Below are 14,786 nucleotides of genomic sequence, written 5' to 3'. Positions count from 1 at the left end.
CGCGCTTACATTAGCGCTGGAGCGGCGCCGGACCGCCCTCTCTTTCCATCCATACGGGAATATCGCCATGCCAAAGACCCTGACTTTCTTCGCGCTGATGCGCGTGCACGCCAACTGGCTGCGGCTGAGCCGGCCGGAGCGCCGCCGCTTCGAGGACGACACCCTGAAGCCGATCTACGCCCGCTATCCCGAGGTGCGCATGCGCTGGTTCGACGCCGAGGCCTTCACCGCCCGCTGCAGCGACGTGGCCCTGTTCGAGACCGAATCGGTGCAGGCCTTCTATTACTTGATCGACGCGCTGCGCGACAGCCCGCTGATGACCGAGCCCTATTTCGAGTTCGTCGACATCATTCCGGCGGTAGAGGACGGCTTTCGCGACTACGACGCCCAGCTGGCGCCATAGGGAAAATGCCGACGGCGGCCGCAGGGGCCGCCGTCATCGGACATGCATCGGAGATTCAGGCTTGGCCTGATAAGGCCGGCGCGTAGAGCCGGCGTCTTGCATTCAACGGATTGTCAGTCTAGGCGGCTCAGTGGATTCGGTACGATTGTCGGATCGCGTCTGCCTGGCGCTCCGCCCTCTGGATGTCCGGCGTGGCCATCGTGATGTCGGCGCCGCAACTGCAGCGCAGCGCATGGTCGGGGAGCAAGGCCTTCAGATGTTGGCGGGTTTCTCGCCCGCACTCCTCGCAGGCGATGACCACGGTGGCGTTGTAATGCTTATCCAGATCGATGTCGAATCTTTGCTGCTTCATCGGATTCTCCCTAGAACTGAGAGTCGACCGGCAGAGGACCTGCCGACGGCAATTCGTGCCGGTCTCGGAACGCGGCCGGCAAAACCGGCGCGTATAGAAGAAGATAGGGCAATCGGAAAAAGGTTCCAATCAATCAAGCAGTTGGATTGTAAAAAAATCTTCACGCGGAGCCAGAAACGCCACACCCGCAACCCCGCCGCCGCAGCCAGGCCGCGCCCGGACTGGCACCCCGCCCTCGGCTTGGTTATCCTTGGCCGTTTTTGCGCAACAGGTTATCCCGATGGATCACTCCGCCGATCTAGACCGCCGCTTCGGCGGCATTGCCCGCCTGTACGGCGACGACGCGCTCGCGCGCTTCGGCCGCGCCCATGTCTGCGTGGTGGGCGTAGGCGGCGTCGGCTCCTGGGTGGTGGAAGCGCTGGCGCGCAGCGCGATCGGCCGCCTGACGCTGATCGACCTGGACAACGTCGCCGAGTCCAACACCAACCGCCAGCTGCCGGCGCTGGACCCGCTGTACGGCATGGCCAAGGTGACCGCGCTGGCCGAGCGGGTCAAGGCCATCAACCCGGCCTGCGAGGTGACGGAGATAGAAGACTTCGTCACCGAAGAGAATATGGACGAAATGCTGGGCCAGGGTTTCGACTACATCGTCGACTGCATCGACAGCCTGAAAGTGAAGACGGCGATGGCCGCCTGGTGCGCCAGGAAGCGCCAGCGCTTCATCGTCTCCGGCGGCGCCGGCGGCCAGATGGACCCGAGCAAGATCAAGCTGGCCGACCTGTCCGAGGTGACCCAGGACCCGCTGTTGTCCAAGCTGCGCTACAACCTGCGCCGCCGCCACGGCTTCGCCCGCGACGGCAAGAAGATGGGCGTGCCCTGCGTCTACTCCACCGAGCAGCTGGTCTACCCGCAGGCCCAGGCCTGCGACGCCGGCGAGGCCCGCGGCCCGCAGGGCCTGTCCTGCGCCGGCTTCGGCGCCGGCATGGTGGTGACGGCCAGCTTCGGCCTGTTCGCCGCGTCGCGGGTACTGACCGATCTGGCCAAGGCCAAAAAATAAGCCAAGCCTGACTAGCGGTTTCTGAGTCTTCCATTCCGCGCAGACCGTTAGCAATGCACCCAGTTCCCCTTCAGGACGCGCCGGCAAAAAAGCGTCTGGCCAGGTGTTAAGCCGCCGATATGTTCGACGCCGCGCGACGCTAGCGCGCGGCTAGTTTCGGCGGTGCCTGGCCAGATGCTTTCTTGCCGGGGTTTCGCGGGCTGCAGGGGCGGCCTGGGCTCGCCAAGGGGCTGGCCGCACAGCCCCTGGCCCGTCTGGCGGGCGGAACCGCCACCTGAAACATCGTCCGCGCAGCGGACACATCAGCCTAATAAACCAGCCCCCATGCTTGGGACCTAGCGAAAAGCACGCAGCTTCAGCCCTTGCGCTGAATCAGATCCCACTGATTGCCGCACAGGTCGCGAAACACCGCCACCGTGCCGTAGTCCTGCTCCATCGGCGGGCGGGTGAACTCGACGCCCGCCGCGCGGTAGCGCTCGTAATCGCGCCAGAAATCATCGGTATTCAGGAACAGCCACACCCGGCCGCCGGCCTGGTTGCCGATGGCGGCGCGCTGAATGTCGTCGCTGGCCCGGGCCAGCAGCAGGCCGGCCGCCGAGCCCGGCGGCGTCACCACCACCCAGCGCTTGTCCTGCTCGGCCTGGTAGCTGTCCTCGGTCAGCTCGAACCCCAGCTTGCCGACAAAGAAATCGATGGCCTCGTCGTAGTCGGCCACCACCAGCGCCACCAGCGCCAAACTCTGCTTCATGTTCTTTCTCCGACGCCGAGCGCCGCCGCCGGCGGGACATCCGCCAGCCTGCGCCGCCGTCACGGTTGCAATATCCGGCAGGCATGGTCCTGCAGCTCTTCCGCCGAGCCGCGGTTGATTTCGAACAGGTCGGCGCGGGTGGCCAGCAGCACGAAGCCCTCGCCATCGCCGAAGCGCGCCGGCAGCATCGCCATGCCGTAGCGGCCCATCTCGGCGCGCGCGCCCGGCAGCTCGTTGGCCAGCAGCCGGAAGGGATCGTCCCGGGGATCGCCGTTCTGGTCGGCGTCCACGCGCCGCGCCCAGTACGCGTGCCCCTTCAGTTCCACCGGCAGCTGCCGCCAGCGGTAGCCCAGGCCGTCGGCCAGATCGTCGATCTGCTGCCGCACCACGGAATCGGTGCAGGAAATGTGGATGTGCAGCTGGTTCTGGCTGCGGCCGTACTGGGAGTTGACGGTCAGGGACAACGCCAGCTTGGGCAACGGCAGGCCGCGCCGCGCGTCCAGATAGCTTCTCGCCTGCCAGGCGGCGCGCCAATAGCCGGGCGAGCCGTCGCCCAGCAGCTGCGGGCTCTCGATGCCGCTCACCTTGTCGGTGGGGATCAACAGGTATTGCAGCGGCCCGTTGCGGTCTTTCAGCACCGCCACGCCCCGCTGCAGCGCCACTTCGGCGCAGGGGCCGGGCTGGCCCTGCGCCTGCTGGGCCGGCACGCACTGCTCGCCGACGATGCGCCACAAGGCGTCGCTGTCCGCCAGCGCGTAAAAAGACGCGCCCGCGGCCAGCAGGCCGAACCAGGCCGCGCCCGCCAAGATTCTTCTTTTCATTGCGACTCCATGGGTGGGGGATCAAGCGCGGCAGCCGCCGCCGTCCATCGCCGCATCTTATCCGAATCCGGATTGGAGTAAAAACTCATGCCAATGATGTCGCCAAATCAACAAAATTGATTCCAAATAAATACAAATTGGCGACCTTATATTTCCCAAAAACACCAAAAATCGGCACAAAACAAAAAATCCATCCCAAAGGACAGGGATTCCATCTGACTACTTGACCTACTCTGTGCGCCCTCCATGCCGAAGAAACTCGGCGCCAAGCCACACATAGACATTCTGCGAAAACTGCAACAATCATGCCAGAAGAATCATTCCGTCCGCTGCTTCATCACATTACCCGCCGCCAGGCGCTGCTGTTCTGCCTATTGCTCACCGCCTTCGAACTGCTGACCTACCTGGCCAGCGACATGGTGATGCCGGCCATGCTGCGCGTCACCGCCGATCTCGCCGCCGACAGCCGCCACGTGCCCACCGCGCTGAACGCCTTCCTGCTGGGCGGCATCGCCTTCCAGTGGCTGATCGGCCCGCTGTCCGACCGTTTCGGCCGCCGCCCGACGCTGTTGGCCGGCACGCTGATCTTCGCGCTCGCCTGCCTGGCCGCCGCCGGCAGCCAGCATATCGCCTGGTTCAACCTGCTGCGCTTCGTCCAGGGCATCGCGCTGGGCTTCATCGTGGTGGTCAGCTACCCCGCGCTGCAGGAAACCTTCGCCGAGCGCGACGCGGTGCGGCTGATGGCGCTGCTGGCCAATATCGCGCTCTTGTCGCCGCTGGCCGGCCCGCTGCTGGGCAGCCTGCTGCTGGAAGCCCTGTCCTGGCGCCAGCTGTTCGCCGCGTTCGCCGCCGCCACCGCGCTGGTGGCGCTGGGCCTGTGGCGCTGGATGCCGGAAACGCTGGGCGCGCCGCGGCGCGATGGTCCGGCGCAGCAGCCGGTGCCGCTGCGCCTGGACGTGGCGCTGGCCAATTACCTGGCGCTGCTGAAGCACCGCAACTTCGTCTGCGGGAGTCTGGCGCTGGGCCTGTTGACCATGCCGCTGATCGCCTGGATCGGCCTGTCGCCGCTGCTGCTGATCCGCCATCTCGGCTACAGCGGCCTGGAATACGGCCTGTGGCAGCTGCCGGTGTTCGGCGCGGTGATCGCCGGCAACCTGCTGCTGAACCGGCTGGCCGGGCGGATGGAATTGTCCCGCCTGCTGCGGCTGGCGCTGTGGCCGATGGCCGGCGGCCTGCTGCTGACCGGCCTCGCCGCGCCGTTGTCGCCGTCGCTGCCGGCGCTGGTCGCCTGCCTGGCGGTCTACGCCTTCGGCCTGGGGCTGGGCAACGCCACGCTGTACCGGCTGACGCTGTACAGCAGCGACAACGCCAAGGGCAGCGTCGCCGCGATGCTGGGCATGCTGTCCACCGCGATGCTGGGCGGCGGCAGCGCCGTCCTGGCGCTGCTGGACGCCGGCGACAGCCCGGCCCGCTTCGCCGCCGGGGTCAGCCTGGCCTCGCTGCTGGCCTTGCCGCCCTTGTGGCTGCTGCTGCGCCGCCCGCAACCCGAACCGCTCGCCGCCTGACGCCCGCTTTCTTCATCACTGGAACCGCCATGACCACGCTTTCCCATGTCGAGGCGCTGTGCGCGCTGGAACAACCGTACCGCGCCGACGCCGAATGCGACCGCCTGTTCGACGCCGCGATGCGCGAACTGGTCGACTACCACTGCGAGCACAGCCCCGGCTACCGCCGCTGGCTGGAGCAGAACGGCTTCACGCCGGAACGGCTGGCCGGCCTGTCCGACTGGTCGCAGCTGCCGCCCATCTTCGCCAACTACTTCAAGCGCAGGCTGCTGCTGAGCAAGACCGGTGAGGACGCGCTGGAACTGACCTCGTCCGGCACCACCGGCCAGAAAAGCCGGATGCGCTACGACGAACGCAGCATCGGCGCCGCCCAGCGCATGGTCGACCGCATCTTCGACCACTACGGCTGGAACACCCCGCAGCAGCCGTGCAACTACCTGCTGCTCAGCTACGAGCCGGCCGGCGCCATCACCTTGGGCACCGCCTACACCGACCAATTCCTGTGCAAGTACGCGCCGGTGAACCGCGCCGTCTACGCGCTGCGCCACAACGGCAAGGGCAATGAGTTCGATCCCTTCGGCGCGGCGCGCGCGCTGCAGGAATTCGCCGCCGAAGGCCTGCCGGTCCGCATCCTCGGTTTCCCCGCCTTCCTGTGGTTCACGCTGGAGCGGATGCGCGACATGGGCCTGCCGCCGCTCGCGCTGCACCCGGAATCGCTGGTTTTCCTCGGCGGCGGCTGGAAAACCCATGCCGACAAGGCGATATCGAAGGCCGAGCTCTACCGCCGGCTGGGCGAGCAGCTGGGCCTGCCGGACGAGCGCTGCCGCGACGGCTACGGCTCGGTCGAGCACCCGGTGCCCTATGTCGAATGCCCGAATCACCGCTTCCACGTGCCCAGCTGGGCCCGCGCCTGGGCGCGCGACACCGCGACGCTGGCGCGGCTGCCCTACGGCGAGGCCGGCTTCCTGCACCTGGTTTCGCCCTACATCACCTCCAGCCCGGCGCACAGCATGCTGCTGAGCGATCTCGCCGTGCTGCATCCGGCCGAAAGCTGCGGCTGCGGCCTGACCACCGACTGGTTCGAGCTCTTGGGCCGCGCCGGCACCAGCAAGAGCCGCAGCTGCGCGATGGCCGCGTCCGAACTGATCAAGGAGTCCTGACATGTATCTGATTGATGGAGAACTGCGCGCCGACATCGGCCTCGACGCGGCGCTGAGCGCGCTGCGCGGCAAGCTGGCCGACACCCTGGCCTGGGAGCCGGACGCCGATGCCGTGCTGTCCTGCGCCGAGCGCTTCGCCGACGCGCTGGCTCGCGCCGAGCGCCACCCGCTGCTGGATGAAGCCGGCCGCGCGCAACTGGCCGCCTTCTGCCGCCGCGGGGCGCTGCAGGCCAAGCTGGAGCGCGAGCTGGGCGAGCAGCCGTTCTCGCTGCGCCGCCCCGACTACCGGGAAGCGCGCTTCGAGGCCTGGCGGCCGCTGGGCCTGGTGCTGCACGTGACGCCGTCCAACGCCGCGCTGCTGCCCTTCATGGCGGCGCTGGAAGGCCTGCTGGCCGGCAACGTCAACTGGCTGCGCCCCAGCTCCAGCGATCAGGGCCTCAGCGCCCGGCTGCTGGCCGAGCTGCTGCGCCATGACGCCAGCGGCCGGCTGGCCGCCCGCGTCGCCGTGCTGCCGGCGCCGAGTGAGGCGTTGCCGCGGCTGCTGGCCGACGCCGACGGCGTGTCGGCCTGGGGCGGCGACGCCGCCTTGTCCGCGATCCGCGCGCAGCTGCCGGCCGGCTGCCGCTGGATAGACTGGGGCCACCGCGTCAGCTTCGCCTATCTCGATCCCGCCGCCGCCGCGGACGAGACGCTGGACGCGCTGGCCGACGACATCTGCCGCTTCGACCAGCAAGCCTGCTCCAGCCCGCAGGCGCTGCTGGTGGATAGCGACGATCCGTCCGCGATCCACGACATGGCGCGCCGGCTGGCCGCCGCGCTCGCCCGCCGCGCGCCGATGTGGCCGGCGCTGACGCCGGACCTGCAGGAAGCGGCCGAGATCAGCGCCCGGATGGCCTTCCACAAGCTGGACCAGGCCTTCGCCGACGGCCAGGGCCAGGTGCTGTCCGGCCAGGGCTGGCGGCTGGCCTGGAGCATGGAACAGGAGCTGGCGCCGTCGCCGCTGTTCCGCACCGTGGAGCTGAGGCCGGCTCCGCGCGCGGCGCTGGCCCGCATCCTGCGCCCCTGGCGCACCCATCTGCAAAGCTGCGGCCTGATCGCGCCCGCCGTCCGCCTGCCGGAGCTGAGCCGCGCGCTGTTGGCCGCCGGCGTCAGCCGCGTCGCGCCGGCCGGCCGCATGCACGACGGCTACCACGGCGAGCCGCACGACGGCGTCTACGCGCTGCAGCGGCTGTCGCGCCGGGTGTCGGTGAGCCTGGACGCCGCCGCGCTGCCCGGCCACGCCCATCTGGACGCGCCGCCGGCCGAGCCCGAGGGCCTGGCCGCGCTGCCGGTGATGGACAAGGACGCCTTCCAGAGCCAGGGCGCCAACGACAAGGCGCAGCTGTTCTTCCGCAGCGGCGGCAGCAGCGGCGCGCCCAAGCTGGCCGGCTTCAGCTACCGCGACTACCATCGCCAGATGCGCGCCGCCGCCGACGGCCTCTTGGCCGCCGGACTCAATCCGGCCACCGACCGCGCGATGAATCTGCTGTACGGCGGCAAGCTGTACGGCGGCATGCTCAGCTTCTTCACCATCCTGGACCACATGGGCGTCGCCCAGTACCCGATGGGCGGCCCGTCCGACGACGACTTCGCCGAAATCGCCCACTTCATCGTCGAGCAGAAGATCAACACCCTGATCGGCATGCCGGGCACGCTGCACCGGCTGTTCGAATGCGAGCACAAGGTGCTGCGCCGCTACGGCGGCGTGCGCAAGGTGTTCTGCGGCGGCGAGCACATCAGCGACGGCCAGCGCGCCTACATCGGCAGCTTCGGCGTGGAACTGATCCGCTCGGCGATGTACGGCTCGGTGGACGCCGGCCCGCTGGGCCACGCCTGCCCGCACTGCGCCGACGGCGAGTTCCACCTGCTGGCCGAGACCCAGTGGCTGGAAGTGCTGGACATGGACAGCGACCTGCCGGCCGCGCCCGGCGCATCCGGCCGCCTGGTGTTCACCTCCCGCGAGCGCGAGGCGCAGCGGGTGGAGCGCTACGATCTGGGCGACCTGGGCCAGTGGCTGGACGGCGGCTGCGCCTGCGGCCTGGCCGCGCCGCGCTTCCGCCTGACCGGCCGCCACGGCGCGCTGCTGCGGGTGGGCACCATCTTCGTCAACCCGGCCGCGCTGAGCGAGAAGATCGGCCTGCCGATGCAGTGGCTGGTCGACCACGCCGACAGCGGCGGCGACCGCATCCGGCTGCTGGCCGACGGCGACCCGTGGGCGATACGCGCCCGGCTGCTGGAAGAGCCGATGCTGAACGAAGTGGTCGGCGGCGGCTTGCTGCAACTGGACGTGGCCGCCACCCCCGCCGCCGAATTCCGCCGCCATCCACACAGCGGCAAAACCCCGCTGGTGCTGGACCTGAGACGATGAAACCCGGCCGGCGGCGCGCCGCCGGCATGTACACACATAATCATGAATCCGAAACTGATATCGCTGGTGGAACACGCCCGCAACCATTCGCCGCACTACAACGCGCTTTACCACGGCCTGCCCGCCGAAGGCTGGCGGCTGTGCGACCTGCCGCCGGTCGACCCCGCCGTCTACTGGCGGGACTCGCAGGAGCTGTCGCGCTGGCCGGCGCTGACCGCCGCCCCCGAGGACGGCCACGTGTTCAAGACCGGCGGCTCCACCGGCGACGGCAAGCTGTCGGTGTTCAGCCGCGCGGAATGGCAGGCCTTCGTCGCCGCCTTCGGCGCCGGCCTCGCCCGCCAGCTGCGCCCGGGCGACCGCGTCGCCAACCTGTTCTTCGCCGGCGACCTCTACACCAGCCTGCTGTTCATCCACGGCGCGCTGTCGCATTCGCCGGCGCCGGTGCTGGAATACCCGTTCACCTGCAATGTCGACAACGACGCGCTCGCCGGCGCGATCCGCAGCCATCGCATCAATGTGCTGGCCGGCGTGCCGGCCCAGTTGCTGCGCTTCGCCCATCATCTGGAAGAACGATCGCAGGCGCTGCCCGAAGTGGAAACGGTGCTGTACGGCGGCGAAAGCCTGTTCGGCGAGCAGATCGCGCTGCTGAAGCAGGTGTTCCCGCTGGCCCGGATCGGATCGGTCGGCTGCGCCAGCGTCGACGCCGGCCTGATCGGCTATGCCGACCCGGACTGCGCGCACGGCGAGCACCGGGTGTTCGATGAAGACAGCGTCGTCGAGATCGTCGACGAAGACAGCGGCGAGCCGATAGAAGAGCCCGGCCGCCGCGGCCTGCTGCTGGTGACCAATCTGCAGCGCCGGCTGATGCCGGTGATCCGCTATCCCAGCGGCGACCTGGCCTGCTGGCGCGAGCCGCCCGGCCCCAACCGCAAGTTCGCGCTGCTGGGCCGGGCCGGCAACGGCCACCGCGTCCGCGTCGGCACGCTGTCGCTGTTCCCGGAAGAGCTGGGCCGCGCGCTGGGCGAACTGCACGAGCTGCTGGGCTGGCAGCTGGAGATCTCGCGCGAAGACGGCCGCGACCGGCTGGAACTGCTGCTGGCGGCGCGCGCGCCGCTGGACCTGACGCGGATGCGCCAGGCGCTGCTGGCCAAGCAGCCGGCGATCGCCGAGCTGTGCCAAGCGGAGCGGCTGAGCCTGGCGCTGCGCCAGACCACGCCGGAAGCGATGCGCACCCATCCGCGCTCCGGCAAGCTGCTGCGGGTGGTGGACCGGCGCGACTACCAGCCGGCGGAGGCGACGGCATGAGCGCACGCCATCCTAGCGCCGCCTGGGCGCGCGATTACCTGCCGACCGACGCCGCCGACATCAGCGCGCTGTTCCGCGCCGTCTACGGCGACCACTATGTCTACGCCGACGTCTACCTGCCCAGCCAGATCCAGCAGCGCAACGCCAGCGGGCAATGGCGCTCGGCGGTGGCTGTGCGCGACGGCCGGCTGCTGGGCCACGCGACGCTGTGGCTGGATCCGGCCCGGCCGGGCCAGGCGGAGCTGGCGCTGAACGCGGTGCACCCGGACGCGCGCGGCCAGGGCATCGCCAGCCTGCTGGGCCGCCATTTGCGGGCCATGGCCGCCGAGCTCGGCATCCCGCTGTTGACCATCAAGCAGGTATGCTCGCACCCGCAAAGCCAGTACGTCGCCGGCGCGCTCGGTTTCCACAACACCGCGCTGCTGCTGGACTACGTCGATTCGCCGTTCGGCAAGCCGGAGCCGGAAAGCATCGTGTTCGGCTGCCTGCCGCTGCAGCCGCGGCCGCTGCCGCGACTGGCCTGGCCGGCGGAATGGGAAACATGGCTGGCGCCGCTGCGCCAGGCATTCGGGGAGGGAGAATGCGCGGCCGCCGGCGCGGCCTTGCCGGGCCTGGCGCTGGCGCGCCACGGCCAAAGGCTGGAGCTGACCGCGCAGCAACCGACCGAAGCGCGGCTGGCCGAAATCGCCGCGCTGCCGGCCGGCCAACTGGTCTATCTGAAGCTGCCGGCCGCGGCCGAGACGCTGGCGCGCCGGATCCAGCTGCGGAATGCCGGCTTCCGCTTCGGCGGACTGCTGCCGGCGCCCGCCGGCGGCTGGCAGCTGCTATGGCTGCGCGGCCTGTCCGGGCAGGACATCCGCTTCTGCGACGAACAGGCCGAACGGTTGTACCGGCTGAACGCTTGAGCCAAAGCGCGCCGGCCTGAGCTGGGCATCCGGCACGGCCAGAAGGCGCAACGCGGGATCAGCGGTTTTGCCTCCCTGCTCGCGGGCGGCAGGCCGCGGGCAAAACCTAGCGCAGCGCCTGAGCCAAGGCGCGCCGACGCAGACAGTACATCCTGTACGGCCAGGAGGCGCAACGCGGGATCAGGGGTTTGGCTCGCGCCCTGCAAGCGGTTCCAGCTTGACCGCGGTGCCATAGCACAGCACCTCGGTCAGACCGGTCATCACCTCGGTGGCGTCGTAGCGCATGCCTATCACCGCGTCGGCCCCCAGCGCCTGCGCGTGCTGGCACATCTCGGCGTAGGTTTCCGAGCGGGCCCGCTCGCACAAGCTGGTATAGATGGTGATGTTGCCGCCGAACAGCGACTGCAGGCCGCCGAAGAAATTGCCGACCAGCGAGCGCGAGCGCACGGTGATGCCGCGCACCACGCCCAGGTTGGCGCTCACCCGGTAGCCGGGCAGTTCGAAAGCGGTGGTGACCATCTTGGCTGGCAGCATGGAGTTCTCCCTGGAAAATTGAAGACGCCGGCCGCTCAGGCGGCGGCCAGCTCGCGCCCGGCGCGGAAGGCGCCGTCGTCCAGCACCGGCACGCAGGCGCTGATGTTCAGTTGCGCGGCCAGAACGATGTCGTCCTGGAAGCCGCGCGCGGCCAGCTCCGCGCCCGAAGCCGTGTATTGCAGCTGGCGCTCCAGATCGTGGCGGGCCAGTTCGAACGCCGCTTCGGCCGCCAGCGCCTCCGGCGACTTGCCGCGGCGCAGGCGCTGGATGATGGCGCCGGCGCCGATGAAGTCTTCATAGGCGAAGCGCAGTCGGCCATCCGCGTCCAGCTCGCCGGCGGCCACCAGCAGCACGTCGCCGCCCATCGTTTCAAGATAGTCGGCCACCGCCGCCGCGTTGCGCAGGCAGGCGGCGGTGGTGTTCGCCGACTCGCTGATCAGGCTCAGCGCCGCGCCGTTCTGCGAGGGCAGCACCAGGCGGCTGCCGGCCTTCAGCCCGCACAGCGAAGCCGGCGACAGCGAAGGCTGGTGATGGCTGCGCTCGGCGGCCAGTATCGCCTGCTGCTCGCTGGCGAAGTCGGCGGCGCCGGTCGTCCTGTAGCGGTAAGGCAGCACCTCGGCGCCGTTGCCGCAGGCGATGTCGACGCTGGTGCCGAACGACAGCACGTCGACGATCACGCAATGGGCCGCCTGCGCGCTCAGATGCTGAACCGCCGGCAAGCCCCACTGCAGACGCACGGAATATTCCTGTTGCGCGTAATGCATCCCACATCCCATCAAGATGGAACACCGCCAGCGGCTTGCGCCGGAGGCGGTGTTTCCGTTGATTCTTCGATACCGTCGCGGTCTGGGCCGCGACCTCTTGTCCCAGGCGTGCTGACGACGCCTTGATTCTTGTAAGTAAGGTCCGAAGATTAACGATTAACGCGGGAAAGCTCAAAGAAAACCGGCTAAAAAACAGGAAAAAGCGCCATGGCCGGCGTCAACGCTGATGAATATCCAACACCGGCGCGGTCAGCCCCGCTTCAGCATCAGCGTGTATTCGCCGCCGCGCTCGCCGGCGCGGGCCGCCAGCCTCCCTTCGCCAGACAGTCCGGCAAAATCGCCGCTGCCGCTGCCGGGCAACACCTGCAGCGCCGCGCAGGCGCCGGCGGCCGGCGAGTAAACGCCGTCATGGCGCAGCACGAAGCTGCCGCGCAATCCATCCCAGGTCCCGGTCACCCGCTCGAAGCCGGTGAAGATCACATCGCCATCCGGCGAAGTCGGATACAACAGCTGGTATTCCAGCCGGCCCTCGCCCGTCAGCGGGCCGGTCAGTTCGTTGACGATGCTGGCGCGCTTGAGCTCGCCGGCGCCTTCGGTCTGCAGCAGGCTCTGCTCCTGCCACTGCCGGGTATGGAACGCGCAGCCCAGCGCGACGACAAGATGGGCGCTCATGGTCAGTCTCCTTTCTGAAGATCACAATTCAGCATAACAGCCGGCAAACAAAAACGCCGCCAACCCTGAGGCTGGCGGCGTCTGTTCCGATCTGGCGGCGGAATCAGGCCAACAGGCAGGACGCCTGGGTCTCCCCGCTCAGGCGGCGCAGCACGGGCACTTCCTGCGCGCAGCGCGCCTCCGCCTGCGGGCAGCGGGTGCGGAACACGCAGCCGGACGGCGGGTTGATCGGGCTGGGCAGATCGCCCTGCAGAATCTGGATGGTCTTGTTCTTTTCCAGCTTCGGATCCGGCACTGGGATCGCCGACAGCAGCGCGCGGGTGTACGGGTGCGAGGGCACGTCGTACAAGGCGTGCTTTTGCGCCAGCTCCATCTCGCGGCCCAGGTACATCACCAGGATGCGGTCGGAGATGTGCTTGACCACGGCCAGGTCGTGGGCGATGAAGATCAGCGCCAGGCCCATCTCGCGCTGCAGCTCTTTCAGCAGGTTGATGATCTGCGCCTGGATCGACACGTCGAGCGCCGACACCGGCTCGTCGCAGATGATCAGCTTGGGCTCAAGGATCAACGCGCGGGCGATGCCGATGCGCTGGCACTGTCCGCCGGAGAATTCGTGCGGATAGCGGTTGATCATCTGCTCGCGCAGGCCCACCTTGCGCATCATCGCCTTGACGCGTTTCATCACCTCGTCGGCCGACAGCTCCGGCTTATGCACCCGCAGCGGCTCGCCGATGATCTGGGCGATGGTCATCCGCGGGTTCAGCGACGCCAGCGGATCCTGGAAGATCATCTGGATGTCCTTGCGGACGGCCAGCCAGTCCTTGTCCGCGCCCTTGCGCAGGTCCTTGCCCATCCATACGATCTCGCCGTCGGTGGCCGGGATCAGGTTGAGGATGGCGCGGGAGAGCGTGGACTTGCCGCAGCCGGACTCGCCGACCACGCCCAGCGTCTCGCCGGCGTACAGGTCGAAGCTGACGCCGTCCACCGCCTTCAACGTTTTCTTCGGGCTCCACGGCCAGGCGTCTCCGCCCTTGACCTGGAAATGCACCTTGACGTTGCGCACCGACAGGATGGGTTGCTTGTTGTCAGGCATGGGTCACCTCCTCGGCGGCTTTGACCAGTTCCTCCGCCGGCTTGTGACAGGCGCGCAGAATCTGCGGATTGAGCGGGTTGGCGGCCAGCGGCGGCAGTTCGCCGGCGCAGCGGGCGACGGCGTGGGCGCAGCGTTCGCTGAACGGGCAGCCCTTGGGCATATTGGCCATGTTCGGCGGATTGCCCGGGATGCTGATCAGCGCGGCGTCCTCGTGGTCCAGCCGCGGCAGCGCGCCCAACAGGCCGATGGTGTAGGGGTGGCTCGGATGGTAGAAGATGTCGTCGGCGCGGCCGTACTCCATCGCGCGGCCGCCGTACATCACCAGCACGTTTTCGCACAGGCCGGCCACCACGCCCAGATCGTGGGTGATCATGATGATGGCGGTGCCGAAATCGCGCTGCAGGTCCTTCAGCAGCGACAGGATCTGCGCCTGCACGGTGACGTCCAGCGCGGTGGTCGGCTCGTCGGCGATCAGCAGCTCCGGCTCGCACAACAGCGCCATCGCGATCATCACCCGCTGGCGCATGCCGCCGGAAAACTCGTGCGGATACATGTCCACCCGGCGCGCGGCCTCGGGAATGCGCACCGCGTCCAACAGCTCGATCGCGCGCTTTTTGGCGTCGCGCCGGCTCATGCCCTTGTGCAGCTCCAGCACCTCGGTCATCTGCCGCTCCACCGTCAGGTAGGGGTTCAGCGAGGTCATCGGGTCCTGGAAGATCATCGACACGCGGTCGCCGCGGATGCGGTTGAGGTCGCGGGTCGGCAGCGTCAGCAGGTCCTGGCCGTGAAACAACGCCTGGCCGCTGGCCTGGCCGTTCTTGGCCAACAGGCCCATCATCGCCAGCATGGTCTGGCTCTTGCCGGAGCCGGATTCGCCGACGATGCCCAGCGTCTGGCCCTTGTTCAGCTCGAAGCTCACGCCGTTGACGGCGTTGACCACGCCGTCGTTGGTCTGGAACTGAACCCCGAGGTTGTTGACTTTCAAAATGCTCATGGCTTG

At 68.6% G+C, this 14,786-nt stretch carries 15 protein-coding genes; 7 read left to right on the top strand and 8 right to left on the bottom strand.

The genetic code is table 11. The features are described 5' to 3' along the window. Positions 1 to 67 precede the first annotated feature (67 nt). Positions 68 to 403, top strand: a complete 336-nt coding sequence (locus ACY3GB_RS15930; RefSeq protein WP_463089606.1) for a darcynin family protein — start codon at positions 68 to 70, stop codon at positions 401 to 403. Positions 404 to 530: 127 nt separating this feature from the next. Here the strand turns inward: ACY3GB_RS15930 and ACY3GB_RS15925 are convergent, their stop codons facing one another. Continuing rightward, a complete protein-coding gene (locus tag ACY3GB_RS15925) occupies positions 531 to 755 on the bottom strand; it encodes a hypothetical protein (protein WP_221662984.1) in 225 nt (74 codons plus the stop codon). Positions 756 to 1,035: 280 nt separating this feature from the next. Here ACY3GB_RS15925 and ACY3GB_RS15920 point away from each other — a divergent pair, with 280 nt between their 5' ends. Continuing rightward, entirely contained in the window at positions 1,036 to 1,812 is a 777-nt protein-coding gene (locus tag ACY3GB_RS15920) for a tRNA threonylcarbamoyladenosine dehydratase (RefSeq protein WP_463089605.1), read from the top strand. A gap of 355 nt (positions 1,813 to 2,167) precedes the next feature. On the opposite strand, the gene ACY3GB_RS15915 is transcribed toward ACY3GB_RS15920, so the two are convergent. Both ACY3GB_RS15915 and ACY3GB_RS15910 read right to left on the bottom strand, forming a co-directional pair. After that, positions 2,168 to 2,560, bottom strand: coding sequence for a VOC family protein (locus ACY3GB_RS15915; RefSeq protein ID WP_463089604.1), 393 nt, complete (start codon positions 2,558 to 2,560; stop codon positions 2,168 to 2,170). Between the two features lie 59 nt (positions 2,561 to 2,619). Continuing rightward, positions 2,620 to 3,381: a CDP-diacylglycerol diphosphatase gene (locus ACY3GB_RS15910; protein WP_463089603.1), complete on the bottom strand. Its 762-nt coding sequence runs from the start codon at positions 3,379 to 3,381 to the stop codon at positions 2,620 to 2,622. Between the two features lie 305 nt (positions 3,382 to 3,686). Between ACY3GB_RS15910 and ACY3GB_RS15905 the strand changes: the two genes are divergently transcribed. The 5 genes from ACY3GB_RS15905 to ACY3GB_RS15885 are packed head-to-tail and all read left to right on the top strand — an operon-like array spanning position 3,687 to position 10,723. Continuing rightward, positions 3,687 to 4,946 carry an MFS transporter gene (locus tag ACY3GB_RS15905; protein ID WP_463089602.1) on the top strand — a complete coding sequence of 420 codons (1,260 nt, stop codon included), beginning with the start codon at positions 3,687 to 3,689 and terminating at the stop codon, positions 4,944 to 4,946. A 29-nt stretch (positions 4,947 to 4,975) separates the two neighbouring features. Next, entirely contained in the window at positions 4,976 to 6,106 is a 1,131-nt protein-coding gene (locus ACY3GB_RS15900; protein WP_463089601.1) for a LuxE/PaaK family acyltransferase, read from the top strand. Between the two features lies 1 nt (position 6,107). After that, positions 6,108 to 8,513: an acyl-CoA reductase gene (locus ACY3GB_RS15895; protein ID WP_463089600.1), complete on the top strand. Its 2,406-nt coding sequence runs from the start codon at positions 6,108 to 6,110 to the stop codon at positions 8,511 to 8,513. Positions 8,514 to 8,555: 42 nt separating this feature from the next. Beyond that, positions 8,556 to 9,818, top strand: coding sequence for a phenylacetate--CoA ligase family protein (locus tag ACY3GB_RS15890; protein WP_463089599.1), 1,263 nt, complete (start codon positions 8,556 to 8,558; stop codon positions 9,816 to 9,818). Beyond that, on the top strand, positions 9,815 to 10,723 hold the full coding sequence (locus ACY3GB_RS15885) for a GNAT family N-acetyltransferase (protein ID WP_463089598.1): 909 nt from the start codon (positions 9,815 to 9,817) through the stop codon (positions 10,721 to 10,723). Before ACY3GB_RS15890 ends, ACY3GB_RS15885 begins: the two co-directional genes overlap by 4 nt. 180 nt (positions 10,724 to 10,903) lie before the next feature. Here ACY3GB_RS15885 and ACY3GB_RS15880 read toward each other — a convergent pair whose 3' ends face one another. The 5 genes from ACY3GB_RS15880 to ACY3GB_RS15860 form a co-directional block, all read right to left on the bottom strand. Further along, positions 10,904 to 11,257, bottom strand: coding sequence for a YbjQ family protein (locus tag ACY3GB_RS15880; RefSeq protein WP_011137868.1), 354 nt, complete (start codon positions 11,255 to 11,257; stop codon positions 10,904 to 10,906). 35 nt (positions 11,258 to 11,292) lie between these two features. After that, positions 11,293 to 12,021, bottom strand: a complete 729-nt coding sequence (locus ACY3GB_RS15875) for a 2-phosphosulfolactate phosphatase (RefSeq protein WP_463089597.1) — start codon at positions 12,019 to 12,021, stop codon at positions 11,293 to 11,295. A 249-nt stretch (positions 12,022 to 12,270) separates the two neighbouring features. Further along, on the bottom strand, positions 12,271 to 12,693 hold the full coding sequence (locus ACY3GB_RS15870) for a DUF3224 domain-containing protein (RefSeq protein ID WP_463089596.1): 423 nt from the start codon (positions 12,691 to 12,693) through the stop codon (positions 12,271 to 12,273). A gap of 103 nt (positions 12,694 to 12,796) precedes the next feature. After that, positions 12,797 to 13,786 carry a murein tripeptide/oligopeptide ABC transporter ATP binding protein OppF gene (gene oppF / locus ACY3GB_RS15865; protein ID WP_463089595.1) on the bottom strand — a complete coding sequence of 330 codons (990 nt, stop codon included), beginning with the start codon at positions 13,784 to 13,786 and terminating at the stop codon, positions 12,797 to 12,799. Further along, the gene (locus ACY3GB_RS15860; protein WP_463089594.1) at positions 13,779 to 14,780 is read right to left on the bottom strand and encodes an oligopeptide/dipeptide ABC transporter ATP-binding protein; all 1,002 of its coding nucleotides are present in this window, start codon (positions 14,778 to 14,780) and stop codon (positions 13,779 to 13,781) included. The genes oppF and ACY3GB_RS15860 overlap by 8 nt, the downstream gene beginning before the upstream one ends. Between the last annotated feature and the right edge of the window lie 6 nt (positions 14,781 to 14,786).

The sequence above is a fragment of the Chromobacterium sp. Ag138 genome, from assembly GCF_055181315.1.
The sequence above is the reverse complement of the archived record's forward strand: the minus strand, read 5'-3'. Positions and strand labels throughout refer to the sequence as shown.

Excerpts from the sequence above, each read along its gene's own strand:
- ACY3GB_RS15870 (WP_463089596.1), bottom strand. The coding sequence starts at position 12,693 with ATGAGCGCCCATCTTGTCGTCGCGCTGGGCTGCGCGTTCCATACCCGG.
- ACY3GB_RS15880 (WP_011137868.1), bottom strand. The coding sequence starts at position 11,257 with ATGCTGCCAGCCAAGATGGTCACCACCGCTTTCGAACTGCCCGGCTAC.
- ACY3GB_RS15910 (WP_463089603.1), bottom strand. The coding sequence starts at position 3,381 with ATGAAAAGAAGAATCTTGGCGGGCGCGGCCTGGTTCGGCCTGCTGGCC.
- ACY3GB_RS15930 (WP_463089606.1), top strand. The coding sequence starts at position 68 with ATGCCAAAGACCCTGACTTTCTTCGCGCTGATGCGCGTGCACGCCAAC.
- ACY3GB_RS15915 (WP_463089604.1), bottom strand. The coding sequence starts at position 2,560 with ATGAAGCAGAGTTTGGCGCTGGTGGCGCTGGTGGTGGCCGACTACGAC.
- ACY3GB_RS15925 (WP_221662984.1), bottom strand. The coding sequence starts at position 755 with ATGAAGCAGCAAAGATTCGACATCGATCTGGATAAGCATTACAACGCC.
- oppF (WP_463089595.1), bottom strand. The coding sequence starts at position 13,786 with ATGCCTGACAACAAGCAACCCATCCTGTCGGTGCGCAACGTCAAGGTG.
- ACY3GB_RS15860 (WP_463089594.1), bottom strand. The coding sequence starts at position 14,780 with ATGAGCATTTTGAAAGTCAACAACCTCGGGGTTCAGTTCCAGACCAAC.
- ACY3GB_RS15920 (WP_463089605.1), top strand. The coding sequence starts at position 1,036 with ATGGATCACTCCGCCGATCTAGACCGCCGCTTCGGCGGCATTGCCCGC.
- ACY3GB_RS15900 (WP_463089601.1), top strand. The coding sequence starts at position 4,976 with ATGACCACGCTTTCCCATGTCGAGGCGCTGTGCGCGCTGGAACAACCG.
- ACY3GB_RS15895 (WP_463089600.1), top strand. The coding sequence starts at position 6,108 with ATGTATCTGATTGATGGAGAACTGCGCGCCGACATCGGCCTCGACGCG.
- ACY3GB_RS15890 (WP_463089599.1), top strand. The coding sequence starts at position 8,556 with ATGAATCCGAAACTGATATCGCTGGTGGAACACGCCCGCAACCATTCG.
- ACY3GB_RS15885 (WP_463089598.1), top strand. The coding sequence starts at position 9,815 with ATGAGCGCACGCCATCCTAGCGCCGCCTGGGCGCGCGATTACCTGCCG.
- ACY3GB_RS15875 (WP_463089597.1), bottom strand. The coding sequence starts at position 12,021 with ATGCATTACGCGCAACAGGAATATTCCGTGCGTCTGCAGTGGGGCTTG.
- ACY3GB_RS15905 (WP_463089602.1), top strand. The coding sequence starts at position 3,687 with ATGCCAGAAGAATCATTCCGTCCGCTGCTTCATCACATTACCCGCCGC.